General features: G+C 67.8%; 22 protein-coding genes and 1 tRNA gene. 9 read left to right on the top strand and 14 right to left on the bottom strand.

What is annotated here, in order from left to right; all coding sequences use genetic code 11:
* Window positions 1-166: 166 nt before the first annotated feature.
* Window positions 167-1,387, top strand: a complete 1,221-nt coding sequence (locus V5F74_RS11825) for an ABC transporter substrate-binding protein (protein ID WP_394008217.1) — start codon at window positions 167-169, stop codon at window positions 1,385-1,387.
* A gap of 118 nt (window positions 1,388-1,505) precedes the next feature.
* Here V5F74_RS11825 and V5F74_RS11820 read toward each other — a convergent pair whose 3' ends face one another.
* A complete protein-coding gene (locus tag V5F74_RS11820; RefSeq protein ID WP_394008216.1) occupies window positions 1,506-1,958 on the bottom strand; it encodes a DUF6790 family protein in 453 nt (150 codons plus the stop codon).
* 311 nt (window positions 1,959-2,269) lie between these two features.
* The gene (locus tag V5F74_RS11815) at window positions 2,270-3,706 is read right to left on the bottom strand and encodes a class II 3-deoxy-7-phosphoheptulonate synthase (RefSeq protein WP_029559062.1); all 1,437 of its coding nucleotides are present in this window, start codon (window positions 3,704-3,706) and stop codon (window positions 2,270-2,272) included.
* 425 nt (window positions 3,707-4,131) lie between these two features.
* On the opposite strand from V5F74_RS11815, the gene V5F74_RS11810 reads away from it, so the two are divergent.
* On the top strand, window positions 4,132-5,421 hold the full coding sequence (locus V5F74_RS11810; RefSeq protein WP_394008214.1) for a multidrug effflux MFS transporter: 1,290 nt from the start codon (window positions 4,132-4,134) through the stop codon (window positions 5,419-5,421).
* Window positions 5,422-5,578: 157 nt separating this feature from the next.
* A complete protein-coding gene (locus tag V5F74_RS11805) occupies window positions 5,579-6,505 on the top strand; it encodes an SHOCT domain-containing protein (protein ID WP_394008212.1) in 927 nt (308 codons plus the stop codon).
* Between the two features lie 211 nt (window positions 6,506-6,716).
* Here V5F74_RS11805 and gor read toward each other — a convergent pair whose 3' ends face one another.
* A complete protein-coding gene (gene gor, locus V5F74_RS11800) occupies window positions 6,717-8,078 on the bottom strand; it encodes a glutathione-disulfide reductase (protein ID WP_394008210.1) in 1,362 nt (453 codons plus the stop codon).
* A gap of 155 nt (window positions 8,079-8,233) precedes the next feature.
* On the opposite strand from gor, the gene V5F74_RS11795 reads away from it, so the two are divergent.
* Entirely contained in the window at window positions 8,234-10,336 is a 2,103-nt protein-coding gene (locus V5F74_RS11795) for a glycosyltransferase family 2 protein (protein ID WP_394008208.1), read from the top strand.
* Window positions 10,337-10,573: 237 nt separating this feature from the next.
* Here the strand turns inward: V5F74_RS11795 and V5F74_RS11790 are convergent, their stop codons facing one another.
* The 3 genes from V5F74_RS11790 to V5F74_RS11780 form a co-directional block, all read right to left on the bottom strand.
* A complete protein-coding gene (locus V5F74_RS11790; RefSeq protein WP_029559067.1) occupies window positions 10,574-11,134 on the bottom strand; it encodes a DUF2059 domain-containing protein in 561 nt (186 codons plus the stop codon).
* A 24-nt stretch (window positions 11,135-11,158) separates the two neighbouring features.
* Window positions 11,159-11,866: a ribose-5-phosphate isomerase RpiA gene (gene rpiA, locus V5F74_RS11785; RefSeq protein WP_024278317.1), complete on the bottom strand. Its 708-nt coding sequence runs from the start codon at window positions 11,864-11,866 to the stop codon at window positions 11,159-11,161.
* Window positions 11,867-12,017: 151 nt separating this feature from the next.
* On the bottom strand, window positions 12,018-12,485 hold the full coding sequence (locus V5F74_RS11780) for a hypothetical protein (RefSeq protein WP_051679326.1): 468 nt from the start codon (window positions 12,483-12,485) through the stop codon (window positions 12,018-12,020).
* Between the two features lie 263 nt (window positions 12,486-12,748).
* On the opposite strand from V5F74_RS11780, the gene gph reads away from it, so the two are divergent.
* The 3 genes from gph to V5F74_RS11765 all read left to right on the top strand — a co-directional run bounded on the left by gph (window position 12,749) and on the right by V5F74_RS11765 (window position 14,311).
* Window positions 12,749-13,465, top strand: coding sequence for a phosphoglycolate phosphatase (gene gph, locus V5F74_RS11775; protein ID WP_051679327.1), 717 nt, complete (start codon window positions 12,749-12,751; stop codon window positions 13,463-13,465).
* A gap of 123 nt (window positions 13,466-13,588) precedes the next feature.
* Window positions 13,589-13,663, top strand: a tRNA-Val gene (locus tag V5F74_RS11770).
* Window positions 13,664-13,954: 291 nt separating this feature from the next.
* Window positions 13,955-14,311 carry a hypothetical protein gene (locus V5F74_RS11765; RefSeq protein WP_156026420.1) on the top strand — a complete coding sequence of 119 codons (357 nt, stop codon included), beginning with the start codon at window positions 13,955-13,957 and terminating at the stop codon, window positions 14,309-14,311.
* Window positions 14,312-14,888: 577 nt separating this feature from the next.
* Here V5F74_RS11765 and V5F74_RS11760 read toward each other — a convergent pair.
* From V5F74_RS11760 to V5F74_RS11750, 3 genes are all read right to left on the bottom strand, one after another.
* The gene (locus tag V5F74_RS11760; protein WP_029559072.1) at window positions 14,889-15,395 is read right to left on the bottom strand and encodes a YciE/YciF ferroxidase family protein; all 507 of its coding nucleotides are present in this window, start codon (window positions 15,393-15,395) and stop codon (window positions 14,889-14,891) included.
* 121 nt (window positions 15,396-15,516) lie between these two features.
* The gene (locus tag V5F74_RS11755) at window positions 15,517-15,822 is read right to left on the bottom strand and encodes a KGG domain-containing protein (RefSeq protein ID WP_394008205.1); all 306 of its coding nucleotides are present in this window, start codon (window positions 15,820-15,822) and stop codon (window positions 15,517-15,519) included.
* Window positions 15,823-16,133: 311 nt separating this feature from the next.
* The gene (locus V5F74_RS11750; RefSeq protein ID WP_394008203.1) at window positions 16,134-17,447 is read right to left on the bottom strand and encodes a hypothetical protein; all 1,314 of its coding nucleotides are present in this window, start codon (window positions 17,445-17,447) and stop codon (window positions 16,134-16,136) included.
* A 385-nt stretch (window positions 17,448-17,832) separates the two neighbouring features.
* Between V5F74_RS11750 and V5F74_RS11745 the strand changes: the two genes are divergently transcribed.
* Together V5F74_RS11745 and V5F74_RS11740 are read left to right on the top strand one after the other, a co-directional pair.
* Window positions 17,833-18,693: an alpha/beta fold hydrolase gene (locus V5F74_RS11745; RefSeq protein WP_394008201.1), complete on the top strand. Its 861-nt coding sequence runs from the start codon at window positions 17,833-17,835 to the stop codon at window positions 18,691-18,693.
* A gap of 153 nt (window positions 18,694-18,846) precedes the next feature.
* Window positions 18,847-19,431, top strand: coding sequence for a L,D-transpeptidase (locus V5F74_RS11740; protein WP_029559075.1), 585 nt, complete (start codon window positions 18,847-18,849; stop codon window positions 19,429-19,431).
* 233 nt (window positions 19,432-19,664) lie between these two features.
* Here the strand turns inward: V5F74_RS11740 and V5F74_RS11735 are convergent, their stop codons facing one another.
* The 5 genes from V5F74_RS11735 to V5F74_RS11715 all read right to left on the bottom strand — a co-directional run bounded on the left by V5F74_RS11735 (window position 19,665) and on the right by V5F74_RS11715 (window position 26,171).
* On the bottom strand, window positions 19,665-19,871 hold the full coding sequence (locus V5F74_RS11735; protein ID WP_024278308.1) for a cold-shock protein: 207 nt from the start codon (window positions 19,869-19,871) through the stop codon (window positions 19,665-19,667).
* Between the two features lie 483 nt (window positions 19,872-20,354).
* On the bottom strand, window positions 20,355-21,371 hold the full coding sequence (locus tag V5F74_RS11730) for an ABC transporter substrate-binding protein (protein ID WP_029559077.1): 1,017 nt from the start codon (window positions 21,369-21,371) through the stop codon (window positions 20,355-20,357).
* Between the two features lie 20 nt (window positions 21,372-21,391).
* Window positions 21,392-22,201, bottom strand: a complete 810-nt coding sequence (locus V5F74_RS11725; RefSeq protein WP_029559078.1) for an ABC transporter permease — start codon at window positions 22,199-22,201, stop codon at window positions 21,392-21,394.
* A 3-nt stretch (window positions 22,202-22,204) separates the two neighbouring features.
* The gene (locus V5F74_RS11720; RefSeq protein ID WP_029559079.1) at window positions 22,205-23,017 is read right to left on the bottom strand and encodes an ABC transporter ATP-binding protein; all 813 of its coding nucleotides are present in this window, start codon (window positions 23,015-23,017) and stop codon (window positions 22,205-22,207) included.
* Window positions 23,018-23,168: 151 nt separating this feature from the next.
* Window positions 23,169-26,171 carry a DNA translocase FtsK gene (locus tag V5F74_RS11715; protein ID WP_394008198.1) on the bottom strand — a complete coding sequence of 1,001 codons (3,003 nt, stop codon included), beginning with the start codon at window positions 26,169-26,171 and terminating at the stop codon, window positions 23,169-23,171.
* Window positions 26,172-26,264 lie beyond the last annotated feature (93 nt).

Genomic DNA, 26,264 nt, shown 5'->3' with positions numbered 1-26,264 from the left:
TTGGTCTAAGGCACAACTGGCGGGGCGCCTCGCGCTCCGTTAGCGTGGTACCGAGATGCGAAACGGCCCGGCAGTACGCCGCTGGGCCGGGGAGGACGGCGCCGCCACGGCGCTGCCAAAGGCGTTCCCGCGCACCGCATCGGCGATGAAAGAGGGAGGAAGGACGATGACGTCTGGGATCATGCGGCACTCGCGCGCCCTGTTGGCGGCGGCGGCGATCGGCGCCCTGTTGACGGGCGCGGCCAAGGCCGAAGACACCACGGTGAAGCTCGGCGTGCTCAACGACATGTCCGGCGTCTACGCCGACATTTCCGGCCCCGGCTCGGTGGTCGCGGCGCAGATGGCGGCCGAAGACTTCATGGCCAAGAACAAGGGCTTCAAGGTCGAGGTCGTCGGTGCCGACCACCAGAACAAGCCGGACGTGGGCGCTTCCGTCGCCCGCAAGTGGTACGATCAGGAGAATGTGGACGCCATTCTCGACGTGACCACCTCCTCGGTGGCGCTGGCGGTCAACGACATCACCAAAGAGAAGAACAAGATCTTCCTCGTCTCCGGCGGCGGCACCTCCGACCTCACCGGCGCCAAGTGCTCGCCCAACACCGTGCACTGGACCTACGACACCTGGGCGTTGGCCAACGGCACCGGATCGGCCCTCACCAAGCAGGGCGGCTCGCCGTGGTTCTTCCTCGTGGCCGACTACGCCTTCGGCGCGGCGCTGGAGCGCGACGCCTCGGCGGCGGTGAAGGCGGCCGGCGGCAAGGTGGCGGGCAGCGTGAAGCACCCGCTCTCCACCACCGACTTCTCCTCCTTCCTGCTGCAGGCGCAGTCCTCCGGCGCCAAGGTCATCGGCCTCGCCAATGCCGGCAACGACCTCATCACCGCGGTCAAGCAGGCGTCCGAGTTCGGCATCACCCAGGGCGGCCAGCAGCTCGCCGGCCTGCTCATCTTCTCGTCCGACGTGAAGGCCCTCGGCCTCCAGGCGGCGCAGGGCCTCGTGCTCACCGACGCCTTCTACTGGGACCTGAACGACGACACCCGCGCCTTCTCCAAGCGCTTCGGGGCCAAGTTCAACGGCAAGATGCCCACCAGCGCCCAGGCCGGCGTCTATTCCAGCGCCATGCACTATCTGAACGCCATCAAGGACGCCAAGACCAAGGACGCGCCCAAGGTGATGGAGCAGATGCGCGCCACCCCCATCAATGACCCCCTGTTCGGCAAGGGCGAGATCCGCATCGACGGCCGCGCCATCCACCCCATGTACCTGCTGAAGGTGAAGAAGCCCGCCGACAGCAAGGGCGAGTGGGACCTGTTCGAAGTGGTCTCCACCATCCCCGCCAACGAGGCCTTCCGCCCCCTCAAGGACGGCAACTGCCCGCTGGTGAAGTGAGCCGCGACGCTTAAGGGCCGGCGCCGCCTCGCGAGGGCGGCGCCGGCTTTTTGTTTGATGTCAGGCTCGTCAACGGTTCAGGCGGTTTTTCGCCCAACCTGTTGCAACGGGTTCGCCCTCACCGCGCCACCGCCAGCGCCACCGCGAGCACCGCAGCGATGGCGAGGTCGGAGACCATGGCGATGGTTTCGGTGCGGGTCTTGCCCGCCCGCAGCGCGTGCTTCACCCCGGCGAGGAGATAGAACAGCCCGCCGCCCACCGCCGCCGGCAAGAGGAAGGACGGAAAGGCGAGGGAGAGGAGGCCGAGGAGGCCGAAGGTCAGGTTGGCGAAGCCCAGCTCCTGCACGATCACCTGCGCCTTGGGATCGGAGATCTCGAAGATGGTCTCAGCCGTGAAGGCCGGCTGCGTCACCTGCTTCAGGCCGGCGAGGCCGAGCCGCGCGCCGACGCCCCAGACCACGAACCACTTCAGCACCAGTGGCGCCAGCGGCCCACCCGCCACCAGCGCCTCGACAAGGATGCTCGCGAGCGGGGCGATCAGCATCAGCACGAGGATGGCGGAGAGATACATGGCGGTCGCTCCCGGCGGGGGGCGCACAGCTTAGCTTTTGCTCGGAAATTCAAAAGGCGCTTCCGCCATCACAATCGTCATACCCGGCCTTGTGCCGGGTATCCACGTCGGGCCGAGCGGGCACGTGCCAGGCATTCATTCCCAGCCGTGCCACGTGGATGGCCGGGACAAGCCCGGCCATGACGGCAGTAGGGCGGCCCCAAAACGAAGAACGGCGGGCCGAGGCCCGCCGTTCGTTCATTTGCACCGTCTGTCGAACCCGCGGATCACTCCGCGGCTTCGACCTTGTGGCGTTTTGTCGAACCCGCGGATCACTCCGCGGCTTCGACCTGCGGCCGGCCGCGGGCGAGGCGCTCGCGCTTGAGCAGTTCGGCCACCAGGAAGGCGGTCTCGATGGCCTGCTCGGCGTTGAGGCGCGGATCGCAATAGGTGTGGTAGCGGTCGCGCAGGTCCTCGTCCGAGATGGCGCGGGCGCCGCCGGTGCATTCGGTGACGTTCTTGCCCGTCATCTCCAGATGCACGCCGCCGGCGAAGGTGCCCTCGGCCGCATGGATGTCGAAGAAGGAGCGGATCTCCGACTGCACCCGCTCGAACGGGCGGGTCTTGTAGCCGGAGGCGGCCTTGATGGTGTTGCCGTGCATGGGATCGCACGACCACGCCACGGTGCGGCCTTCCTTCTCCACCGCGCGGATGAGGCCCGGCAGGTAGTCGCCCACCTTGTCGGCGCCGAAGCGGCAGATCAGCGTGATGCGGCCCGCCTCATTGTCCGGCTGGAGAATGTCCAGCAGGCGGATGAGGCCCTCCGGGGAGATGGAGGGGCCGCACTTGATGCCGATCGGGTTGCGGATGCCGCGGAAGTACTCGACATGCGCATGGTCCGGCTGGCGGGTGCGGTCGCCGATCCACAGCAGGTGGCCGGAGGTCGCGTACCAGTCGCCCGACGTGGAATCGACGCGGGTCAGGGCCTGTTCGTAGCCAAGCAGGAGCGCCTCGTGGCTCGTGAAGAAATCCGTCGAGCTCATCTCGGGATGGCTCTTGGGATCGATCCCGCAGGCGCGCATGAAGTCCAGCGCCTCCGTGATCCGGTTCGCCAGTTCCTGATACCGCGAGGACTGGGGCGAATCCTTCACGAACCCCAGCATCCAAGCATGGGCGTTGGCGAGGTTGGCGTAGCCGCCGTTGGCGAAGGCGCGCAGAAGGTTGAGCGTCGCCGCCGACTGGCGGTACGCATCGAGCTGCCGGCGCGGATCCGGAATGCGGGCGGCTTCCGTGAAGGCGATGTCGTTGATGATGTCGCCGCGGTAGCTGGGCAGCGTCACGCCGTTCTCGGTCTCGGTGTCCGAGGACCGGGGCTTGGCGAACTGCCCGGCGATGCGGCCGACCTTCACCACCGGCGAGCCGCCGGCGAACGTCAGCACCACCGCCATCTGCAGGAAGACGCGGAAGAAATCGCGGATGTTGTCGGCCGAATGCTCGTCGAAGCTCTCGGCGCAGTCGCCGCCCTGCAAGAGGAAGGCTTCGCCGCGGGCGACCTTGGCGATCTCGGCCTTCAGGCGGCGCGCCTCACCTGCAAACACAAGCGGCGGGTAGGAGGCGAGCTTCTTCTCGACCTCCTCGAGCTGCGCCTTGTCTGGATAAGACGGCATCTGGAGGCCGGGATAAAATCGCCAGCTATCCGGACGCCAGCCTTCGGCGCGGCGGGGAGCCTCGGCGCCAGGGACGGGAGCGGACTGCGGGCGGGTCACCATTTGACTCTCCATTTGCATAAGGCCGGCCGGTTGTCCGGTCCGGTCCGTCCCGCTGGTGCGCCTCCGGCGTTCCTCTTGTGTTCGCGGGATCGGAACGCGGGCTTATACACGAAGCACGTGCGCACCGAAAGGATGCGCCGCAACGCAAGCGCGACGCCCCGCGAGATGGGGCCGGAGGGGCCGTTTCCCCTCGAACCCTGCCCTGGCGCTCAGGCCGTCCGTCAAAGACTTCTCTGCGAGCCTTCTCTTGGCCGCCCCCATCGCCTATGAGGGGACTGCGCCAGCGCGCGCCTTCCCTTGTGAGACGTGCGCGCCAGCGCACCTTGCCTCGTGAGACGTGCGCGCGAGCGCGCGCCTGCCGTTCCCTCCGGCACTGTCCTGAATGTCCGTGTCTGTTGCGGGACACGCCAACGCCCGAGCCTGTCATGTCACAGTCCCATCGCGCGCCGGCGCCAGCCCCCGCTTCTGCCCTGCGTCCGCGCGGTCCCGCGCCCGGGCAGCCCGGCTCGGTCGGTCCCGGTGCGGTGGAGTTCGTCGCGCTCATCGCCCTGCTCATGGGGATGACCGCCTTCTCCATCGACAATCTGCTGCCCGCCTTCGGCGCCATCCGGGCCGATTTCGCGCTGGACAATCCCAATCACGTCCAGGTGATGGTCTACGCCTATCTCATCGGCATCGGCGGCGCGCAGTTCTTCTACGGCCCCATCTCCGACGTGCTGGGGCGCCGCCCCATCCTGTTCGCGGGCCTCGCGATCTATGCGGCGGGCAGCCTCATCGCCCTGTTCACCCGCGATTTCGACGTGCTCATCCTTGCCCGGCTGATCCAGGGCATGGGCGCGGCGGCGGGGCGGGTGCTGGCCATCGCCATCGTGCGCGACCGCTTCGAGGGGCGCGACATGGCGCGGATCATGTCGCTGAGCATGATGGTGTTCCTCACCGTGCCCATCATCGCGCCGGCGCTGGGCAGCCTCATCCTCGTCTTCGGCTCGTGGCACCTCATCTTCGTGGCCATGCTGCTGCTGGCGCTCGCGCTGTTCGCGTGGTTCGGCCTGAGGATGCCGGAGACGCTGCATCCGGAATACCGCATCCCCTTCTCGATGCGCTCCATCGGCAAGGCGGCGATGCTCACCCTCACCACCCGCCGCTCGGTGGGCTATGCGGTGGCCATCGGGCTCATGATGGGCTCGCTGATGGCCTATGTGGGCTCGGCCTCGCAGGTGTTCCAGACCGACGTCTATCGCCTCGGCAACCTCTTCCCCGTCGCCTTCGCGGCGGTGGCGGGCATCATGGCGGTGGCCTCCTTCCTCAATGCCAGCCTCGTGCACCGGGTCGGCATGCGGCGGCTGTCCCATGGCGGCATCCTCGGCTTCATCGCGGCGGGCGGGCTGATGGTGGCCTCCAGCATCGTCTGGGACGGCAAGCCGCCGCTCGTGCTGTTCTGCGGGCTCGTGGCGGCGGGGCAGTTCCTGTTCGCGCTCACGGTGCCGAACTTCAATTCCATGGCCATGGAGCCCCTCGGCGCCGTGGCGGGCACCGCCTCCTCCTTCATCGGCGGCTTCACGACGCTGCTGTCCGCCGTGCTGGGCTTCGTCGTCGGCAGCCATTTCGACGGTACTGTGCTGCCCCTCGCCATGGGCTATCTGGTGCTCGGCGCGCTGGCGCTGGTGTTCGTGCTGTGGGCGGAGAAGGGCAAGCTGTTCGGCCACCAGCATTAGTCGCAGCGCGGGAGGGGGCGGCCCCGCGCAGGGCTGCCCTGCGCCGGCCACGCCCAAGTGTGTCGGGGAACTGTCCGCGAGCCGTGGTAGAACACGCGCGACGCCGACACGCCTGCGCCATTCCGCGCCTGCCGATCGCACGACCCCAGGAGCCCCCATGCCCCAGCTCTCGCCCGAAGGCCAGGCGGCCATAAACGCCATCTCCCAGCGCACCGGCTTCAGCCCGGATGCCGTCACCTCCATGCTGTACTCGGTGATCGCCGGCAACGGCTCCATGGCCCAGTTCAACCACCCCGAATTCGGCGGCTCCGGCCAGTGGATGGCGGGCGGGATGACCATGGTCTCTGACATGTTCAACAGCTACCTCAAGGGCCGGGTGGACGGCCTGTGCAGCGAGCTGTCGAGCCTCGTCGCCAGCCAGCCCGGCCTCACCCAGAGCGGCAGCTTCCAGTCGCAGAACCAGGGCGGCGGCTATTCCGGCGGCGGCCAGTGGCAGACCAGCGGCGGCGGCGGGTTCGGCGGCAACATGGGCGGCAGCTTCGGGGGGAACATGGGCGGCAGCCAGCCCAGCCTGTTCGTGCCGGATGCCTCCGGCAGCTTCAACTGGTGGCCGGCCGATCTCGGCCAGCCGGCCAGCACCGGCGCGCAGAACGGCGTGCGCTACGCCTATTTCCCCGGCACGCGCCGCCTCGCCATCGACCTCAATGGCCAGGTGACGGTCTATGACAGCCTCGATCACCAGATCGGCGGCTTCTCCCAGCAGCAGGGCGGATCGGGCAGCCTGACCTTCACCAGCCAGTACGGCACGGTGTTCGTCTCCAGCCTGCCCATCGTGAGCGGCGCGCCGCAGGCGCCGGCCTATACGCCGCAGGCGCCCGCTTACGCCCCGCAGGCGCCCGTCTACGAGCCCGCGCCGCAGCCGCAGTCCTTCGCGCCGCAGCCTCAGGCGTATGGCACCGCCCAGCCTCTGGGTCAGAGCGAGATCATCTCCGCCATCGAGAAGCTGGCCGATCTCCACGCCAAGGGCATCCTCAGCGACCAGGAATTCAGCACCAAGAAGGCCGAGCTGCTCAGCCGGCTGTGAGGTAAGCGTCGGGCGGCCGTCGCACCGGCGTCGCCCGCCCTCCCCGCGTCCTCCCATCCCTTACCGCCGTCATGGCCGGGCTTGTCCCGGCCATCCACGTCGGGCCGATGGCGCCACAGCCCGAAGCTCTACTCCCAGCCGTTCCACGTGGATGCCCGGCACGAGGCCGGGCATGACGACATTGCAGCCTCGATAGCGCGTCACCTCCCCCTCACGACGCCTTCGTGCGCAGCGTCACCAGCTCCTCGGCAGCGGTGGGATGCACGGCGATGGTACGGTCGAAATCCGCCTTGGTCGCCTTCAGCCCCATGGCCACGGCGGCGAGCTGGATCATCTCGGCGGCGGCCTCGCCCATGATGTGGACGCCGAGCACGCGGTCGGTCTCCCCATCCACGATCAGCTTCATGAAGTTGCGGGTCTCGCGGCCGGAGAGGGTCGCCTTCAGCGGGCGGAAGGTGGTCTTGTAGATGTCCACGGGCCGCCCGGCGGCCCGCGCCGCCTCTTCCGTGCAGCCCACCGTGCCGATCTCCGGCTCGGAGAAGACGGCGGTGGCCACCAGCGAATGGTCCACCGTCCACGGCTTGTTGCCGAACACCGTATCGGCGAAGGCGTGGCCCTCGCGGATGGCGACGGGGGTGAGGTTGATGCGGTTGGTGATGTCGCCCACCGCATAGATGGAGGGCACGTTGGTGCGGCTGTGCGCGTCCACGATCACCGCGCCCAGCGGGTCGAGCGCCACGCCCACCCCCTCGAGGCCCAGGTTGCGGGTGCTGGGGATGCGGCCGATGGCGAGCATCACCTCGTCCACCTCCAGCTCCGAACCATCGGAGAGGACCACCTTCTTGCCGCCGGAGATGGCCTCGATGGAGGCCAACGTCTTGCCGCTGACGAGCTTGATGCCGGCGCGGGTCATCTCGGTTTCCAGATGATCACGCAGTTCCATGTCGAAGCCGCGCAGCACCTTGTCGCCGCGATAGACCAAAGTCACCTCGGCGCCCAGCGCGCGGAACAGGCCGGCGAACTCCACCGCGATATAGCCCGCGCCCTGGATGAGGATGCGGTCGGGAAAGCCCCGGAGGTTGAACGCGTCGTTGGAGGTGATGGCCAGCTCGCAGCCGGGAATCTGCGGCCCGAGCGCGGGATGGGCGCCGGTGGCGAGCAGGATGTGGCGCGCCGCCACCTCCTCGCCGGTGTCGAGGATGCGGACGAGATTCGGCCCCGCCACCACCGCGCGGGAGGCGACGATCTCCACCCCGGCGGCCTCGGCATTGCGCTTGTAGATGCCTTCGAGCCGGGCGATCTCCTTGTCCTTGTTGGCCACCAGCGTCAGCCAGTCGAACTCGGGCGCGCTGACCCGCCAGCCGAAGCCGGCCATGTCGTCGATGTCGTGGGCGTAGCGGCCGGCATAGACGAACAGCTTCTTGGGCACGCAGCCGCGGATGACGCAGGTGCCGCCCATGCGGTACTCCTCCGCCATCATCACCTTGGCGCCGTGCTGGGCGGCGATCCGGCCGGCGCGCACGCCACCCGAGCCGCCACCGATCACGAACAGGTCCACCTCGCGCTGTGTCATGTGTTGGCTCCCGCCAGATCCCGATGCGTGGCCGGTGACTTGAAGGAGCCTCGCCGGGGCGTCAAGCAAACTCGCCGTGGGGTGGCCGCTTGCCGCGTTTGCACATAGGTGCTTCAACGCGGCAGCCAATCCAGACGCCCATCGATACGCAAGGCATGCACGACACCGAGATTCCCCCGCTCTGGCTGAAGCGCGCGCCGGCCGCGACGGGCCGCACGGGCTTCGCTTTGCCCGCCGTGCTGCGGCTGCGCGCGCGGCGGGGGGCCCTCGCCATCGTGCTCTCGGGCGAAGGCGCGAACGCTCCCCTGCCCTTCACCTTCGCCACCACAACAGGCGGGGGCGACGGCGAGACGCTGCTGCCCGGCGTGCCCACGGTTGCGCTGGTGCCGGCCGGGGCGACGCGGATCGAGGTGGAGGGCGCGCCCACCGGTTTCCGGCTCGGCTATTACCCCGTGCACAAGGTGGCGCTCAAGCTGCACGCCTTCGCCAACGGCCGGTTTGAAGGCCTCGGCCTGCCGCGCCGCTGGAAGGCGGCCGGCGTTGCCGCCCGCACCCTGCGCGGGGCGCTCCACGCCCTCGTCTCCGCCGCGCCCGCCCGCCGCCGGGCTGAGGCGGCGCGTTACCGCGCCTTCCGCGCCCGCTTCGTCGGCGACTTCGCCGAGCTGCCGGCACCCGGCGCGGCGCCCCGGCTCAGCCTGCTCACCGATGGCGGCAACGCGAACGCGGCCGATCTTTCCGCCTGCGCCGCCGCCCTCGCCGCGCAGACCGACCGGACTTTCGAGTGGGTGGTGGCCCTCCCCCCCGGCGCTCCGACCGCCCTCACGCAAGCCGCCACCGGCGCGCGTATTGTGACGGCCGAGGGCAGCCCCACCCAGCGCCGCGCCGCCGCGCTCAATGCTGCCGAGGGTGGGCTGGTGCTGTTCCTCGATGCCGGCGCGCAGCCGACGCGGGACGCGGTGGCGCTGATCCGCGACGCGTTCGCCAAGCACCCCGACTGCGCCCTCGCCTATGCCGACGAGGAGCGGCTGGACGACGACGGCGCGCCGCTCCACGGCGTCTATCACCCCGCCTTCAACCGGCATCTCATGGAGTCCTCGGGCTATCTCAGGCATTTCGCCGCCCTGCCCCGCGCGGACGCCCTGCGCCTCGGCCTCGATCCCGCCGCCGGGCCGGCTGCCGTGTTCGACCTGCTGCTGCGCCACGCCTCCGCATTGCCCGACGCCCGCATCCGCCATGTGCCCCGGGTGGCGGTGGGGCTGAAGGGCCATCCGCCCGGCTTCGCGCCGGAGGAGATCGACGCGGCCGCCGAGGCCCTCGCCCGGCTGCGCGGCGTCGGGGTGGAGACCATCGGCCGCCATTTGCGCCCGCTCTATCCCACGCCCGCAACCGCCCCGCTCGTCTCCATCGTCGTGCCCACCCGCGACCGCGCCGCGCTGCTCGCCGTGGCGCTGCGCTCGCTCATCGCGCGGACCGCCTATCGCGCCTTCGAGATCATCATCGTCGACAACGGCTCGGTGGAGCCGGTGACCTTCGCCTTGTTCGAGGAGATCAAGGCCTTGTGGCCGGCGACGCTTGTGGTGCGGGACGACGGGGACTTCAACTTCCCCCGCATCTGCAACCTCGGCGTCGATGCGGCGCAAGGCGAGATGATCCTGCTCCTCAACAACGACGTGGAGGTGATCGAAGAGGGCTGGCTGGACGAGATGGTCGCCCTCGCCGCCCTCCCCGGCGCCGGGATCGTCGGGGCGAAGCTGCTGTTTCCTGATCGCACCATCCAGCATGCCGGCGTCATCGCCGGGCTGTTCCGCTATGCGGACCACTGGTTCGCCCATAGCGCCGCCGATGCTCCGGGCTATGAGGATCGCCTGCGCGTGCGGCAGAACCTCTCGGCCGTCACCGCCGCCTGCCTCCTCATCCGCCGCGACGTGTGGGACGCCATCGGCCCGCTGGATGCGGTGCGCTTCGCCGAGGATTGCAACGACATCGATCTATGCCTGAGGGCGCGGCGGGCGGGCTTTGAGGTGGTGTGGACGCCCTTCGCCACCCTGCTCCACTACGAATCCGCCTCACGCGGCAAGAAGCGCTCGCGCGAGCACCGGGCGCGGCTGAAGGCGCAGCGGGCGCGGATGGAAGCCATCTGGCACACCTCCACGCTGGTGGACCCGCACTACAGCCCGAACCTCGACCGCAAGAGCCTGTTCGCCGCGGAGGCCGAGGCGCCGGAAGGCCCGCGCACGCCGCGCACGGGCGGGGTATAGGCGGGAGCGAAGGATTAGGGGGAGAGCCGTCATCCCCCGGTTTATCCGGGGGATCCACGGGGTGGCCGGGCCGGCTTTCCGTTTCTCGCACCGGACCAGCGGCCGGGTGGATGCCCCTGACGAGCCGGGGCATGACGGCGCAAGGCATCACGGCGCGAAGACATGACGGCTCGCGAAATGAAAAAGGCCGGCCCCAGCGGGACCGGCCTTTTCCGTACCTTTGAAACCGCCGCGCGATCAAAGATCGACGCCGCGCTTCTTCATCTCGGCGCGCACGCGCTCCACGGCCTGGGCGTTGATCTGCGCGCCCCACACCTGGATGCCCTGCACCGCTTCCTGCACGATCACCGGACGGTCCTGCACCAGCTTGATGCCGGTGGGGCTGCGGAAGAAGGCGATGGCCTCCTTCAGCTCCGCCTCGGTGAAGCGGGTGGCGTAGGAGGTGGCGAGGATGTCGATGACCTCGGCCTGACGCTTCTCGAACTCGGGCCGCACCAGCACCGCCACTTCGCGGAGCTGCTTGGCGAGGTCGGGGTTGGTCTGGAGGAAGGAGAGGGCCGCGCCGTCCACGATGTTCGGGATGACGCCGTCGAAGGCCCGCGCCTCGCCGTTGGCGGTCACCAGATCGCGCGCGAGCTGGAGCAGCGCCGGGGACGGCTTGGCCGCGGGCGCGGCGGCGGGGGGAACCGGACGGGTCTGGGCCTCGGCCACCGGCGCGAGGAGCGCGGCGGCCGGAACCGACAGGGCCGCAGCGAGGAAAAGCTGCCGGACGAAGCGGCCGGAAAGGGGGTGACGCATGGAAGTCTCCGGAAAGGGAAGAAGCTAGAAGCTGCCGGGCTCCAGCTCGGTGATGCCGTCCTTGCCCGCGAGCACGGCGCGCCGGGCGAGGCCGATGAACAGGCCGTGCTCGACGACACCGGCCACCTGCGCCACCGCTGCGGCCAGCGCGGCGGGGTCGGGAATGCGGCCGAGATGGGCGTCGAGGATCAGGTGCCCCTGATCGGTGACGAAAGGATGACCGTCGCCGTCGCGTCGCACGGTGATGTCACCGGCGCAGCCGGCGCTGCGGATCGCCTCGATGACCTGGCGGGTGATGGCACCGACGCCGAAATCCACCACCTCGATGGGCAGCGGGAAGCGGCCGAGCACGTCCACCTTCTTGGTGGCGTCGGCGATGACGATCATCTCGCGCGCGGCGCTGGCGACGATCTTCTCGCGCAGCAGCGCGCCACCGCCGCCCTTGATGAGGGCGAGGCCGGGGCCGATCTCGTCCGCGCCGTCGATGCACAGATCGAGCGGGCCGGCCTCGTCCAGCGTGGCGATCGGCACGCCGAGGGACACCGCCTGGGCTAAAGTCTGCTCGGAGGTGGGCACGCCGAGCACGGTGAGGCCGCCGTGCACCTTCTCGGCCAGAAGCTCGACGAAATGCCGGGCCGTGGAGCCGGTGCCGAGGCCGAGGCGCATGCCGTCGGTCACGTAGGTCAGAGCATGGGCGGCGGCCCGGCGCTTCAGGTCTTCGGCGTGGACCATTGGATTTCTGCCTCGATTTCCTTGAAACGTCGCCGCGCGCCGGCCCGACGGGCCTTGCCGCAACGGCGCTTCTTTTCTGGCGGAACGGTTTCAGCCGCCCCTGCTCCGGCTCTAGCCCCGATCGGCGCCGCCGACAAGCCGGCGCGGTGCCTCAGCGCGCCGCCGGGGTGCAGACGAGGCTCGAATCCGTGCCGCCCGCGGCGCGCGCGGTCTCCCGCACGTAGCAGATGCTCATCTCGCCGGTGTCGCGATTGACCCGGAAGATGCCCGTTTCCCCTTCGTAATGGGTGGGCATGAGCGCGTAATTGCCGGCCTTCTGCGGCCCCGCGCCCTCGCCCTGGGCGAAGCAGAAGGTGACGCCCACGCCGGCCGCGTTGGGCCGCTCGAACTGGCAGACGTTCATCTCGCCGGTCTGGCGGTTGATGCCGTAGACGCGGTTGGCCTGGGCGGAGGGGGGCGCGGCGAACTCGAATCCGGGCCCGTTCGCCCCCTGTGCGGCCGCGGGCTGGGCGACGACGGCGCCGATCCCGCCGAGACCGGCGGCGGCGACCGCCACCGCGAGCAGCACCACCGGGTTGCGGCGCGCCGCGCGCCCGGTGCGAAGGGGAGTGGTCCGCATTCATGCCTCCTGACTGTTCCGCCGTCGGCCTTAGCCGACAGGCCGCGCGCCCGGGCGCAGCCGTGAACTGCGCGCCGGGGCCGCAGCCCTCGAATCCCCGCGACGCTGGCGCGAAAAAGCGGCAGGATTTAAGGCAGAAGGCGAGGATATCCTCCTCATCGCCCCTTTCCCCGCTGCCGGCGCGAGCGCAACGGAAGGGGCAGCCGACCGGAACCTGCGGATATCATCTGCCCCGATACCGCCACGCTGAAGGACCGCGCCCGATGACCCAACTCACACAGCCCGCCCCCCGCCCGCAAGCCGCGCGCCCTCTTGTGGCGTTCGATCTCGACGGGACGCTGGTGGACACCGCGCCCGACCTGCTCGACGCCCTCGACCTGGTGCTCTCCGCCCACAAGATCCCGCCCGTGGACCGCGCCGAGGCGCGCAACATGATCGGCGGCGGGGCGCGCCTCCTCATCGTGCGGGCGCTGAAGAGCGAGGGCATCGCGCTGCCGGACGACGAGATCGCCGCCATGACGCAGCGCTTCATCGCCCATTACGCCGAGAACATCGCCGTGGGCTCGCGCCCCTTCCCCGGCCTTCTGGAGGCGCTGGACCGGCTGGAGGCCAAGGGCGTGGCGCTGGCGGTGTGCACCAACAAGCTGGAGCACCTCGCCCGCCTGCTGCTCGACGCGCTGGAGCTGACGCCGCGCTTCGCCGTCATCACCGGCGCCGACACCTATCCCCGCTCCAAGCCCGATCCGCTGCCGCTCCTCTCCACCATCTCGGCGGCGGGGGCGGACGTGGCGCGCTCCATCATGGTGGGCGACAGCATCACCGACGTGCTCACCGCCCGCGCCACCGGCGTGCCGGTGGTGGCCGTCTCCTTCGGCTATACGGAGACGCCCCCCGGCGAACTCGGCGCCGACCGGCTGATCCACCATTTCGACCAGCTGGAAGAGGCGGTGGACGCCTTGCTGGCCAACGCTTCGGCGTAGGTTCCGGCCGGGCGTAGGCGCGGGTGTCGGCCCGAATGATCCACAGGCAGGCGCGGTCCTCGTCGCGCCCGCCCTTGACAGGGGAGGCCCTGCGGCTCTAAACGGCCCTCCTCGCAATGGCGCGGGCGATTAGCTCAGCGGGAGAGCACTCCCTTCACACGGGAGGGGTCGCAGGTTCAATCCCTGCATCGCCCACCATTCCGCGCTCAACTCAAGAAAGTAGAGATCGATCAGGCTCACCAGAGCGCAGAAAGATGCATGCGTCACGGCGCAATCCGCCCCTTCCATGCTGTCCCGTCGCAAAATTCCTTATGCGGTAATTGCACCGAATGGAATTGCTCTCCGACCGCCCCGCTACACCAGCCCCCTCGAATAACAGCTGGAGCATTGACGTATCTGTCTACATTCTGTAGACAGATGGAGCACTGCACATAGCGCAGGGCCATCGCCAACTTCAGTGGGCGATGGGTATAGAGAAGGAGCTACTCTATGTCCGCTACTGACCCAGAAATCAGTGCCGCAATTGATATCTTTCGGGCCGAAATGCACAATTATATTGATCGATCATTCGATAAATTAAAAGATAAATTGATTACCGAACCTTCTGTTACCGCGCCAAAACTTCCGACAAATGAAGCATGCCAAGACCCAGCAAACAAGATTGGAAGCAATTTAACCGAACGCGGCGCTGAAATTCTCTACAGACTATTTGATCATGGCGCAGGTTATAACCGAGCGTCGAAAGCTCTCGGTATTACCCAGACCGCAGCTCGCAACCGTAAGGGCTTGTGGGAAAAGTTGGGTGGCATGAATCGTAAGCGTGTGCACCTTCCGGGCATCGATTGACCTGCACATCAAATTTGAAGAAGCTACCCCATCTTAGACAAGGATGAGCTCGCGCTGGGGCAAAGACCCGGCGCGAGAAGCGCCGCGCCGGAGCCGTCAGCGGCAGCCGCACTCGTAGTCTTTCGCGCCCACTTCCTTGCCGCCATAGCCCACGTAGCAGGCGTTGGACCATTTGGGCTTGAGATTGTAGCCGGGGCGGACGCCGTTCATGTTGGCGGCACAGACGTAGAACTTGTCCTACATCACCTGATTGCGGGGCGTGTACACGCCGGTCTAGATCGCCGTGAGGCCGGCGGCGTCGCAGACCTGATCGCAGGAGGGGCCGTTCGCCGCTTTCCATTGCACATCGTCGGCCGCGAAGCCGGATGTAGCGGACAGCGTCGGTGCGGCGAGCGACGCTGCGACAAGAAGAGCCTTCAGGTTGTCAGTGTTCCCCCGGATGGATCGCCCTACCCTCCCGAAGGACACCGGCATGTTGCTCCCGGCTTGGCCGTGGACAATCGCGCGCGCCCGGCCGGGCCAATAAAAAACCCCGCCGGCGGACCGGCGGGGTTTTCGCGGAGAGACGTGCGGCGCCCTATTCGGCGGCGCGCATGTTCAGCTTGGCCTCGGCGAGGCCGGTGAGCTTGGCGTCGGCGGCCTTTTCCTCGTCCAGGTTGCGCTGGAGCACGGCGGCGCAGTCGTTGCGGCCGAGCTGCTTGGCCCAGGCGATGAGGGTGCCGTAGCGGGTGATCTCGTAATGCTCCACCGCCTGCGCGGCGGCGGCGAGGGCCGCGTCCAGCACTTCCTGGTCCGCCACCTCGGAGGCGATCTCCTCGGCCTCCGCGATGATGCCGTCGATGGCCGGGCACTTCACCGTGCTGGCCTCGACGCCATGCATGCGGAACACTTCCTCAAGCCGCTTCACATGCCCCTCGGTCTCGCCGAGATGGAACTGGAAGGCCTGGCGAAGCGTGGAATTCTGCGCCTTCTCGATCATGGTCGGAAGCGCCTTCAGGATGCGCTTCTCGGCATAATAGATGTCGCGCAGCGTGTGGACGAACAGGTCGTCCATGGAATGGATGTCCTTGGAGAAAAAGCCCATGTGGCACCTCCCGGAAGAATGAATGGAGAGGGGGCGCGACCTCTCTCTTGGAGTAGAGGGCGATTCACCGAGCGGATCGAAATCCGCCCGGATCGCGCTCCAGGCCGCGCCCCGTTCAGCCTCAGCGCTGGCCCTTGCGGCCGGCGTCCGAAGCGGCGTCGGGAGCCTGCGGGGAGCGCTTCTCCTCCGGCATGCCCTGCCCGGCCTTGCGGCCCGCTTCGGCCGCGCGCTCGCGGTCCTGGGCGTTGCCCGAGCCGCCCTGCTGGCCGCGATCGTGCTCCTGCTGGCTCTGCTGGCGGTTGTCGCCGCCCTGTCCGCCCTGCTGGCGGTTCTGGGCGGCCTGCTCGGCGCCCTTGCGGCCGGCCTCGGAGGCGCGGTCGCGATCGTTCTCGAAGTTCCCGGATCCGCCCTGCTGACGAGTGTTCATCGGTTCGTATCCTCTCTTGTGTCCCCGTCAGAGAACGGAGGGTGGAGAGGATGGTTCCGATGACAAACATTACAAAACAGAAGCAATCATGGCTTTAATGCGCAGCTTGAGCCCGACGCAAGCACTTTCCAAAAAGTAATGGATCACAAATATCGCACAGCTTGACCGTTCATAACTTGACCGGAACGGCACCACCGCCAAGCGTGACTAAACACCGGAAACAGAAATGCCCGGCACAGGGCCGGGCATTTCGCAAGATCAGGACAGCGGCACAGCTTCAGCCGCCCGCGCGGCACCCGGGGCCGATGGCCTCAGTTGTCGTCGGCGGCGCTCACGTCGTCGAGGGCGAGGTTGGTGCAGGAGAGGCTGCCGTCCGGCTCGTCGAACGCCGTCTGGGTCAGGAAGCTGCACCGCGTGCCTTCGGCGGCGGCGATGTAGGAGACGAGGCGGTGGCTGATGGCCGCCACCTGCGTGGAATCATCAGCCGGCTTGAAGGCGGCATCCGCCGGCGCCTGCGGGCCGGACTTCTTCGCCACCTTGAGATCGATGACGAGGGGCACCAGCGACACCGAGGCGGCCGTATCCGCCGGCGTCACCACCGGCTGGAGCAGCACGGTGAACTGGTCCCAATTGCCCTTGGCGAGGCGGCTCGCCTCGGATTCGGCGGAGACGGTGGCCTTGTAGGCCGGCCCCGCCTCGCCCGGCACCACCGATCCCGCCACCTTGAACTTGCGCGTGCCGTTGCCGCCCTCGGGCGCGGCGCCGGAGAGGACGCGCGCCAGCATGGTGTCGCCATAGGCCTTGAGCTTCGCCTCGGACACCTTGTCGCCGTCCATCAGCTTGGCGCGCGGAACGGCGGCGAACGCCATCTCCCCGCACACGGAGGGCAGCGTGACGGTGGCCACCAGCGGCACCTTGCGCAGCTCCTGCGCGATCTTCGCCTCGGCGCCCAGCGGCACGGCCACATCAACCGACACGTCGTCGCCGTCGCGGGCGGCGAGGCGCAGGCGGCTCCAGGCCTCCTTCAGCTTCACCTTCGCGGTGCCGCCCTGCTGGGGCGTGACCACGAGATCGATCTCGGCAAGCTCGGCAGGCGCCACCGGCGTGCGGGCGAGGTCGGCCGCCTTGAGGTCCACGGCGAGGCCGCCGGTGACGAGGCCGCACCAATTGTCCTCGTCGTGCTGGAGCACCAGCGCCGGCTCGGAGAAGCCGCCTTCCGGACGGAACACCGTCACCGCCGCGAGGCCGGGGATGGCCGCCGTCTCCTCATAGATGTGGTGCAGGCCGCGCTGGTTCTCGGTGAAGGCGAGGGCGTAGCTGTCGTCCCCCTGACCGATGGTGAGCTTCAGCGCCCCGCCGGCCAGCGTGCCGGACACCGGAATCGCAGCCCGCGCATCGCCCGACGGCGGCGCGAGGGTGCCGGAGACCTTGCCGGCGCCGTCCACATCGAGGGTGGCGATGGCCGCCCGGTACGGCTTGAAGAAGGGGAGGCCCAGCACCATGAAGCGCTCGCTCGCGGCATCGGCCACCGTCGGCATGACGAGCGCGGGCACGAGCGCAAGGGCGGAAAGGGCGGCGAGAACCGTCCGGCGGTGGGCGGTGCGTGTCACGGCTGAGGTGCGCATTCCGTCGCCTCTCCTTGTGATGCTGGTCTTCGATTCGAGCTGTGCTGTGCAAGGCGTTGTATAGCACTGCCACATGGCGCCCCAAAGGCGGCGGCCGGTCGGCCGGTAGCAGGAAGGCGATGGCCTGGGAACAGCCGTCGCGCCCCGGACAAGCGACGGCTTAGCCGGATCGCTGATCCGGGGCCCAGCGCAAGGGTACGCCGCAGGCGGCTCAAGCGGAAACGCTGTCGGGGCATGGCCGGCTTCGCCGACTTTTCCCCTGGACCCCGGCTCGGCGCTCCGGCTGCGCCGTCGCTGGTCCGGGGCAAGAACCGTTTCCACCCCTTAAGCCCGCGCCCTGTCGATGCTAAAGCGGTCGCCGAACACCTCGCGCCGGAACCCTGCCATGACCACTCCTCCCCCCGCCGACCGCGAGGTCCGCCGCATCCTCACCCCCGATGGCGTGGGCATCGCCAGCGCCGCCTTCGGCCCGCCCGGGGGCACGCCGGTGGTGTTCATCCATGGCTTCTCCCAGTCCGGCCTGTGCTGGAACCGGCAGACATCCAGCCCGGCGCTGGCCGGCCTGCGGCTCGTCACCTACGATTTCCGGGGCCATGGCGCCTCCGACCGTCCGTCCGATCCCGCCGCCTACCAGTCGGCGGAGGTGTGGGCGGGGGAGCTTGATGCGGTGATCCGCGGCTGGGGGCTCACGCGGCCGGTGCTGGTGGGCTGGTCCTATGCCGGGCGCATCATCGGCGACTATCTGGCGGTGCATGGCACGGCGGGCATCGGCGGCATCGTCTTCGTGGATGCCGTGACCGCCAACGAGCGCCGCTTCTACGGCACCTGCAACCGGCTGATGCGCCTCATGTGCAGCACGGACGTGGAGGAGAACATCGCGGCCACCCGCACCTTCCTGCGCCGCTGCTTCGCCGCCCCCATCCCCCAGCCGCTGTTCGAGCAATTGCTGGCGGTGAACATGATGGTGCCGCAGCAGGTGCGCTCCGCCTTGTTCGGCCGGACGGCGGAGTATGAAGACCTGTTGAAGCGCCTCGACGTGCCGGTGCTGGTGGCCCAGGGCGCGCTGGACGAGGTGGTGGCCCCGGCCATGGCGGAGCATATCGCCGCGACCATTCCCGGCGCCCGGCTGGACCTTTATGCGGGGGTCGGCCACGCCCCCTTCATCGAGGCGGCGGACCGCTTCAACACCACGCTCGCGGCTTTTGCTGCCGCTGCGGCAGCAACTTCAGGGATGGTAGCGCGTTAGGAGAAGACGGCTTCACACTCACGTGGGACGGGAACCCGTTCGCCACAAAGCGGTTGCAGTCTTGTCCGTTTTGTGGCGACAAAGCGGTGTTGCCGACGTTTCCGGGCGTGCTCGATGGTCGTTCGCGCTCCGGTCCATCCGAGACGCAGAGCCATGATGAAGCTGAAATCGCTTGTTTTCGCAGGCATCGCCGCGCTGGTGGCGACGGGCTCGGCCAAGGCCGACGATCGCTACGACATCTTCAATTTCAACAAGTTCTTCGGCGGCGGCAATGTCGGCGTGGTGGGCAGCACTTCGCCCATCGGCCGCCAGATGGTCTCCATCGACCCGAAATATGCGCCGGGCAACATCGTCATCATGACCTCGGAGCGGCGCCTTTATTATGTGACGGCGCGGGGCCAGGCCATCCGCTACGGCATCGGCGTCGGCCGCGACGGCTTCCGCTGGTCCGGCGTGAAGACGGTGAGCGCCAAGAAGGAATGGCCCTCCTGGACGCCCCCCTCCCAGATGCTGAAGCGCCGCCCCGATCTGCCCCGCTACATGCCCGGTGGCATCGACAACCCGCTCGGCGCCCGCGCCATGTATCTCGGCTCCAGCCTCTACCGCATCCACGGCTCCAACGAGCCGGAGACCATCGGGCAGGCGGTGTCGTCGGGCTGCTTCCGCATGACCAACGACGACGTGGTGGACCTCTACAACCGCGTGCGCGTGGGCGCGACCGTCTACGTGCTGCGCTGATCTTCCATCGAGGCACGAAAGTCGAGGCACGAAAAAGGCCCGGCCGTCTTGCGACGACCGGGCCTTTTCTTGTCAACGCCGAGATTCTTGTCAGCGACAAGACCCATCGGTCCCGGCCCGCGATCAGCGCCGAGCGGGTTCGCTCAGGCGCCGCGCGGGCTTGGCCGCGGGCCTAAGGCGGACTTGGCCGAAGGGTCGTGAGCAGGCTCACGCACCCTCGGCTTCAAGCCGCGTCAGAGGGCGGCGAGGTTCGCAGCCTTGCTCTTGCCGCGGTTGTCCGGGACGACATCGAACGAGACCTTCTGGCCGTCGTTCAGGCTGTACATGCCGGAGCGCTCCACGTCGGAGATGTGGACGAACACGTCGGGGCCGCCCTCATCCTGAACGATGAAGCCGAAACCCTTCTGGGCGTTGAAAAACTTGACAGTACCCGTGGCCATGGAGGCCTCCTGTGGAAACGCTCTCCGGGAGTTTCCCGAAAAGCGCCGATCGTCCCGGCGACACGCGACCACAAAAGAGTCACGGCGCAACGGGACGCAGTTCAGGACAGGTTCGTACTTGGGGAAGGCTTTTGCGTCGCGGCCCGAAGGAAACGAAGAAGGCCGTCGACGAACTTGTCCGCTCGGCTCGCCCCTCCGCACATCCATGAAATGGAAAGCGGAGGAACGAACGCCCCATGCCTTGGTGCAATCTGCTCAGGCGGGATCGGAGTACATCCGTCCGTCTCCCGGAAGCGTCTGCGCTCAAAAGCGCGCCGCATCCATCGGCTGGGGTTGATGGGAAGATAGGGATCAATCGCGGCGGTTCAAGGGCGGCGGGGAAGATTTTTGCCCGCCGCTCCTGAACCTTTTGCCGAACCCACCCGATACCGGGGGTGAACGCCCACCGGCAAGGTGGTGAAACACACCCGAACCGGGGCCGGACTATTTGCCTGCCGCCGCCTTCGCCACGAAGGTGCCGTCGAACGTCTTGGCGAGGTCGATCTTCGCCGCCTTCAGCTCAGGATCGAACTCCACCAACATGTTGAGGGCATTTTGCATGCCCTTTTCGGGGATGAGGCCGGTGCGCGAATAGATCGGCAGGGAGTTCTTGACCGCGTTGAGGTAGAGCGCCTTGTCCCCGAGCAGATATTCCTCCGGCACCACCGCCGCCACATCCTCGGGCGTGGCGGTCTTAAGCCATTGAAGCGCCTTGTAGAATGCGTTCACGAGCTTCTGGGTAGTGACGGGATTCTGCTCCATGAAGTCGCGCTTCATGTAGAGCACGGCGGCCGGGTTCGCTCCGCCAAAAATCTTGTCGTTTCCGGCTTCCGTTCGGCTGTCCGCCAGAACAATCACGTCCCCATCGTCTTCCAGCTTGGTAATGACCGGGTCGAGATTGGACATGGCGTCGATTTCGCCACGCTTCATCTGCGCCACAGCTGAGGCTCCACCGCCGACACCGACGTAGGAGGCATCATCTGGCTTCAGGCCATCTTTCGCCATCAGGAAATTGACGAAGAAGTTCGTGGAGGAGCCTGGCGCGGTCACGCCGATCTTGGCACCCTTCAGGTCCTTCACCGACTTGATCGGCCGATCCTTCCGCGCCACCAGGACGATCCCCGGGAAGCGGCCCAATTCGATAACGGAAACAATGTCCTGGCCCTTGGCCTGCATGCGGATCGTGTGCTCGTAAGCCCCCGTCACCACATCGATGGAGCCGCCGATAAGTGCCTGCAAAGACTTGGCTCCGCCGCCGAAATCGTTGATGGCGACATCCAGCCCCTCCTCCTTGAAGAAGCCCTTCCGCTCGGCGATCGTCAGCGGCAGGTAATAAAGCAGCGGCTTGCCGCCGACGCCCAGCGTGAGCTTCGGCTTCTCGATCTTGGCGGCCTGCTGGGCCGCCGCAGGAGCGGCGAAGGCGAGCGCGAGGGCGGCCACCGCGAGCTTGAGCATCTTCATGATTTTCCTCCCGTTTTTCTTCACGCCTGCGTCGCCGGCGCGGGGCGCCAGACGAGCAGGCGGTTCTCGATTGCGCTCACCACCGTGTCGATGATGATGACGAAGATGGAGAGCACCAGCATGCCCGAGAACACGCCGGTGACATCGAACACCCCTTCCGCCTGGTGGATGCGATAGCCAAGCCCCGCCGCCGAACCGAGATATTCCCCCACCACCGCCCCCACCAGAGCAAAGCCAACGGCGGTATGGAGCGAGGAGAACATCCAGGTGAGCGCGGAGGGCCAGAACACGTTCCGCATGAGCTGTCGCTCGCTCATGCCCAGCATCCGGGCGTTGGCGAGCAGCGTCGGGCTGACCTCCTTAACACCCTGATAGACATTGAAAAAAACGATGAAGAACACCAGCGTGACGCCCAGCGCCACCTTGGACCAGATGCCGAGCCCAAGCCACAAGGCGAAGATGGGCGCCAGCACCACGCGCGGCAGCGCATTGGCCATCTTCACATAAGGGTCGAACACCGCCGCGATCACCGCCTTGCGGGCGAACCAGAAGCCCACCAGCACCCCGCCGAAAGCGCCGATGGCGAAGGCGAGCATGGTCTCCAGCAGCGTGATGCCGAGGTGATACCAGATCACTCCCGTGTAGAAGTCCTTGAAGGTCCTCTCGAAAACGGCCAGCGGCGTCGAGAAGAAGAAGGGATCGAGCGGGTAGAAGGGCTTCGGCGAGAGCGCCGGAATCGAGACCTTCACCGTGGAGCCGAAATGCCAGATGGCGATCAGCACCACCGCCACCAGCACCTGCAGGGTGAACAGCGTGAAACGGTTGCGCATGGTTCAGCTCGCGACCTCGGACTGGCGATATCCCTTCACCACCTCATCCTTCAGCGCCGCCCAGATCTCGCGGTGAAGGTGGTGGAAGGCGGGCTCCAGCCGCACATCGATGTCACGCGGTCGAGGGATCGGCACGCGCCACTGGCCGATGATGCGCGAGGCCGGCCCCGCGCCCATGATGACCACCCGATCGGCCAGCGAAATCGCCTCCTCCAGATCGTGGGTCACGAACATCACGGCCTTGCGGTCCTGGCTCCACAGATCGAGCAGGAGGTTGCCCATGATCTGACGGGTCTGGGCGTCGAGCGGGCCGAAAGGCTCGTCCATGAGCAGGATCTTGGGGTCACGGATCAGCACCTGGGCAAGGCCCACGCGCTTCCTCTGCCCGCCGGATAATTGGTGGGGGTAGCGATCGGCAAAGGCCGCGAGCCCCACGCGGGCCAGCCACTTGCGGGCGCGGGCGCGCGCCTCGTCCGTGTCGGTGCCGGCGACCTCGAGGCCGATGGCCACGTTGTCGAGCGCCGTCTTCCATGGGAACAGAGCCTCGGCCTGGAAGAGATAGCCGGCCGCGCGGTTGAGGCCGGCGAGGGGCTTGCCGTGGATCGTGACCGTGCCGGAGGCCGGTTTCAGCAGGCCGGCCGTCGCGTTGAGCAAGGTGGACTTGCCGCAGCCCGTAGGGCCGACGATGGCGACGAACTCGCCATCCGCAACCTCGAGATTGACGCCCTGCACCGCGACGAAGGGCAAAGCCGCACGGCTGGCACCGGGAAAGGCGATGGAGATGTTGCGCAGCCCGACCGCGCATGCCTGAGCCATGCGGCCTCCCTGGACCACGCTGAAGGGTTGCACCACTGAACGTCTCCCGATCCCGCGCCCCGACCGCGCGTCCGGTTGGCCCGGATCAAGCGGACAAGGTAGCCCAGGGCGCGCGGGAGGCAAGGGTGGAGGATCGCCGGTGGAGCGAACCTCACCCCGGTCGCGAGAAGGTGAGGATTTCGCGCTTTCCGGCGTGGTTGGCGGGGCCGACGATGCCTTCGGTCTCCATGCGCTCCATGAGGGAGGCGGCCTTGTTGTAGCCCACCTGCAAGCGGCGCTGGATGTAGGAGGTGGAGGCCTTGCGATCACGCATGACGATGGCCACAGCCTGCTCGTAGAGGTCGCCGCCCGCATCGGCGATGCCGGAGCGGTCGAACACCGCCTCGTCATCGTCCTCGGCCACGGCATCCTCGTCCAGCACCACCTCGTCGATATAGTCCGGCCCGCCCTGGGCCTTGAGGAAGGCGACGACCTTCTCCACCTCGCCGTCGGAGACAAACGGGCCGTGGACGCGGCTGATGCGGCCGCCGCCGGCCATGAACAGCATGTCGCCCTGCCCCAGCAGCGTTTCCGCGCCCATCTCGCCGAGGATGGTGCGGCTGTCGATCTTGCTGGTCACCTGGAAGGAGATACGGGTGGGGAAATTGGCCTTGATGGTGCCGGTGATGACGTCCACGGAGGGCCGCTGCGTCGCCATCACGAGGTGGATACCGGCGGCGCGGGCCATCTGGGCGAGGCGCTGGATGGCGCCTTCGATTTCCTTGCCCGCCACCATCATCAGGTCGGCCATCTCGTCCACGATGACGACGATGTAGGGCAGCGCGGTGAGGTCCATCTCCTGTTCCTCGAACAGGGCCTCCCCTGTCTCGCGATCGAACCCCACCTGGACGTTGCGGGTGATGATCTCAGCCCTGGCTGCCGCCTCGCGGACGCGGGCGTTGTAGCCGTCGATGTTGCGCACGGCGAGGCGGCTCATCTTGCGATAGCGCTCCTCCATCTCCTTCACCGCCCACTTCAGCGCGATGATCGCCTTCTTGGGGTCGGTGACGACGGGGGTGAGCAGATGCGGGATGCCCTCGTAGACCGAGAGTTCCAGCATCTTCGGGTCGATCATGATGAGCCGGCAGGCTTCCGGCGTGTGCCGGTAGAGCAGGCTCAGGATCATGGTGTTGATGGCCACCGACTTGCCGGAGCCGGTGGTGCCGGCGACCAGCAGATGCGGCATCCGCGCGAGGTCGGCGATCACCGGCACGCCGCCGATGGTCTTGCCGAGACAGAGACCGAGCTTGGGATGGGCCTCGGCGAATTCGTGGCTCGCCAGAAGCTCGCGCAGCCACACGGTCTCGCGCCGCCGGTTGGGCAGCTCGATGCCGATGACGTTGCGCCCCTCCACCACCGCCACGCGGGCGGAAACGGCGCTCATGGAGCGGGCGATGTCAGGCGACAAGCCGATGACGCGGGAGGACTTCACCCCCGGTGCCGGCTCGAACTCGTAGAGCGTGACGACAGGGCCGGGATTGGCATCGATCACCTCGCCGCGCACGCCGAAGTCGCGCAGCACCTGCTGCAGCATACTGGAGGACTGGTCGAGGAACTCCTCGGACAGCTCATAGTCCGGCTCCACCACCGGCGGCTCGCGCAGCAGGTCGAGGGGCGGGAGGAAATAGGGGCCTTCCGTGCCCTCCGCAGCTGCGGGCGCGAGATCGGGCGGGAGGGTTGCAACGGCCTGCACCGGAACGGGGGCGACGGCATCCGACACTGCAGGCGCCGCGGCCGAAGCCGCGGGAGCGGACGTGGCAGCCGAATGCAGGGCGCCGAAGAACTGGGCGCTGATGCTCTGCTGGTAGGGCCGCCAGGATGCGAACGCCTCACCCGAAAGGATCGGCGTGGCCGCGAGGGGTAATGCTTCGTCCTCGGCTTCGGCCTTGTCATCAGCCTGATCGTCGTCTTCAAGCGCGGCGGCGTCTTCCGCCTCGTCCTCGTCGAGTTCGGCGTCGATTTCCTCGTCTTCCTCGTCTTCCGTCAGCTCCGCGTCCTCGAAAGCATCGTCTTCGAGTTCGTCGTCTTCGAGGTCATCCTCCTCCAGCTCGGAGGAGAGCTCCGCGTCGTCCTCGTCCAGTTCGTCGTCGTCCTCGGAAAGGTCGACCTCATCGCCCTCCTCCTCGGCGTCGTCCGTGTCGCCGTCCAGTTCGGCGACCTCATCATCCTCGGCGTCCTCGTCCTCGAACGCGTCATCCTCGAGTTCATCCTCCTCGGAGGCGGCCGCCTCTAAGACCTCGTCTTCGTCGAAGTCGGCAGCCTCCTCGGTATCGGACAGCGCCTCGAAAGCCGTGTCCTCGTTCTTCACAAGGTCGTCTTCCGCATCGACCGCCTCTGCGGGCGCCGGATCAAGGTCCTGCTCCCCGGCCGGAGCGGGCGGGGTGGCGGCGCGGCCGAGAACGACGAGGCGCAGCAAGCTCCAGAGGTGATCGGGGACATCAGCCGTGTCGACCTCCGAAGCCGCCTCGGCCACAGCCTGCGGCGCGGTGTCGGCTTCAAGGAGCACAGGCGCTGTCGTTTCAGTCAGAAACTCCTCGCCCGGGGCAGCCTCTGCAAGCGCGACCTCGGAAGCGGGAGCCTCGTAGGCCTCAGCTGTTTCTTCCTCGACGGGAGGCAGGACGACGGGAGCCGCCGTCACCTCTTCCGGCACGGAGGCAGGCGCGGCGAAGGCTGTCTCCGTGGGGATATCCGCAAGCTTGGCGACGGGCTGTGCCACCGGCTGGACCACGTCGTCCGCCGGCTCGAACAGGAAGTGCCAGCCGCGGCTCGACCCCTGGGTCGTGACCGGGGTGGGGACCTGCGGCAAGACTGGCGGCAACGGGGCCGCGCCTGGCTCGCGGGGGCGCAGCAGATGGTCCGGGGTGCGGGTGAAGCGGGTGTTGGCGTCGAGGGTGAACGGCCGCAGCCAGCTCGGGACCAGCTCCAGGTCGATCCAGCTGTGGGTTTCGGCAGCCTCGAAGGCGCCGTCGTGGATGGCCGGGTCGTATTCCGGAATCCGCTCGTAGAACGAGGGCAGGCCACGTTCGGTGCCGGAATCGGCTGGTGGATCGAACGAGTCGTCCGGAGCGTAGGAAGGATACGCAAGAGGTCTCGGAGGACGGTTGAAGGAAGACATGGGAATCCGAAATCCGCAGCACCGGCGCCGTTTCGAGGACACTAGGGCGGGGGCGTTAAGGGGAGGTTTGCACCTCACAACAACGGTTTCAGA

Source organism: Xanthobacter aminoxidans (assembly GCF_043193615.1).
GTDB lineage: Bacteria > Pseudomonadota > Alphaproteobacteria > Rhizobiales > Xanthobacteraceae > Xanthobacter > Xanthobacter aminoxidans.
This window is presented reverse-complemented; position numbering and strand designations above follow the sequence as displayed.

Excerpts from the sequence above, each read along its gene's own strand:
- V5F74_RS11825 (WP_394008217.1), top strand. The coding sequence starts at position 167 with ATGACGTCTGGGATCATGCGGCACTCGCGCGCCCTGTTGGCGGCGGCG.
- V5F74_RS11820 (WP_394008216.1), bottom strand. The coding sequence starts at position 1,958 with ATGTATCTCTCCGCCATCCTCGTGCTGATGCTGATCGCCCCGCTCGCG.
- V5F74_RS11815 (WP_029559062.1), bottom strand. The coding sequence starts at position 3,706 with ATGGTGACCCGCCCGCAGTCCGCTCCCGTCCCTGGCGCCGAGGCTCCC.
- V5F74_RS11810 (WP_394008214.1), top strand. The coding sequence starts at position 4,132 with ATGTCACAGTCCCATCGCGCGCCGGCGCCAGCCCCCGCTTCTGCCCTG.
- V5F74_RS11805 (WP_394008212.1), top strand. The coding sequence starts at position 5,579 with ATGCCCCAGCTCTCGCCCGAAGGCCAGGCGGCCATAAACGCCATCTCC.
- gor (WP_394008210.1), bottom strand. The coding sequence starts at position 8,078 with ATGACACAGCGCGAGGTGGACCTGTTCGTGATCGGTGGCGGCTCGGGT.
- V5F74_RS11795 (WP_394008208.1), top strand. The coding sequence starts at position 8,234 with ATGCACGACACCGAGATTCCCCCGCTCTGGCTGAAGCGCGCGCCGGCC.
- V5F74_RS11790 (WP_029559067.1), bottom strand. The coding sequence starts at position 11,134 with ATGCGTCACCCCCTTTCCGGCCGCTTCGTCCGGCAGCTTTTCCTCGCT.
- rpiA (WP_024278317.1), bottom strand. The coding sequence starts at position 11,866 with ATGGTCCACGCCGAAGACCTGAAGCGCCGGGCCGCCGCCCATGCTCTG.
- V5F74_RS11780 (WP_051679326.1), bottom strand. The coding sequence starts at position 12,485 with ATGCGGACCACTCCCCTTCGCACCGGGCGCGCGGCGCGCCGCAACCCG.
- gph (WP_051679327.1), top strand. The coding sequence starts at position 12,749 with ATGACCCAACTCACACAGCCCGCCCCCCGCCCGCAAGCCGCGCGCCCT.
- V5F74_RS11765 (WP_156026420.1), top strand. The coding sequence starts at position 13,955 with ATGTCCGCTACTGACCCAGAAATCAGTGCCGCAATTGATATCTTTCGG.
- V5F74_RS11760 (WP_029559072.1), bottom strand. The coding sequence starts at position 15,395 with ATGGGCTTTTTCTCCAAGGACATCCATTCCATGGACGACCTGTTCGTC.
- V5F74_RS11755 (WP_394008205.1), bottom strand. The coding sequence starts at position 15,822 with ATGAACACTCGTCAGCAGGGCGGATCCGGGAACTTCGAGAACGATCGC.
- V5F74_RS11750 (WP_394008203.1), bottom strand. The coding sequence starts at position 17,447 with ATGCGCACCTCAGCCGTGACACGCACCGCCCACCGCCGGACGGTTCTC.
- V5F74_RS11745 (WP_394008201.1), top strand. The coding sequence starts at position 17,833 with ATGACCACTCCTCCCCCCGCCGACCGCGAGGTCCGCCGCATCCTCACC.
- V5F74_RS11740 (WP_029559075.1), top strand. The coding sequence starts at position 18,847 with ATGATGAAGCTGAAATCGCTTGTTTTCGCAGGCATCGCCGCGCTGGTG.
- V5F74_RS11735 (WP_024278308.1), bottom strand. The coding sequence starts at position 19,871 with ATGGCCACGGGTACTGTCAAGTTTTTCAACGCCCAGAAGGGTTTCGGC.
- V5F74_RS11730 (WP_029559077.1), bottom strand. The coding sequence starts at position 21,371 with ATGAAGATGCTCAAGCTCGCGGTGGCCGCCCTCGCGCTCGCCTTCGCC.
- V5F74_RS11725 (WP_029559078.1), bottom strand. The coding sequence starts at position 22,201 with ATGCGCAACCGTTTCACGCTGTTCACCCTGCAGGTGCTGGTGGCGGTG.
- V5F74_RS11720 (WP_029559079.1), bottom strand. The coding sequence starts at position 23,017 with ATGGCTCAGGCATGCGCGGTCGGGCTGCGCAACATCTCCATCGCCTTT.
- V5F74_RS11715 (WP_394008198.1), bottom strand. The coding sequence starts at position 26,171 with ATGTCTTCCTTCAACCGTCCTCCGAGACCTCTTGCGTATCCTTCCTAC.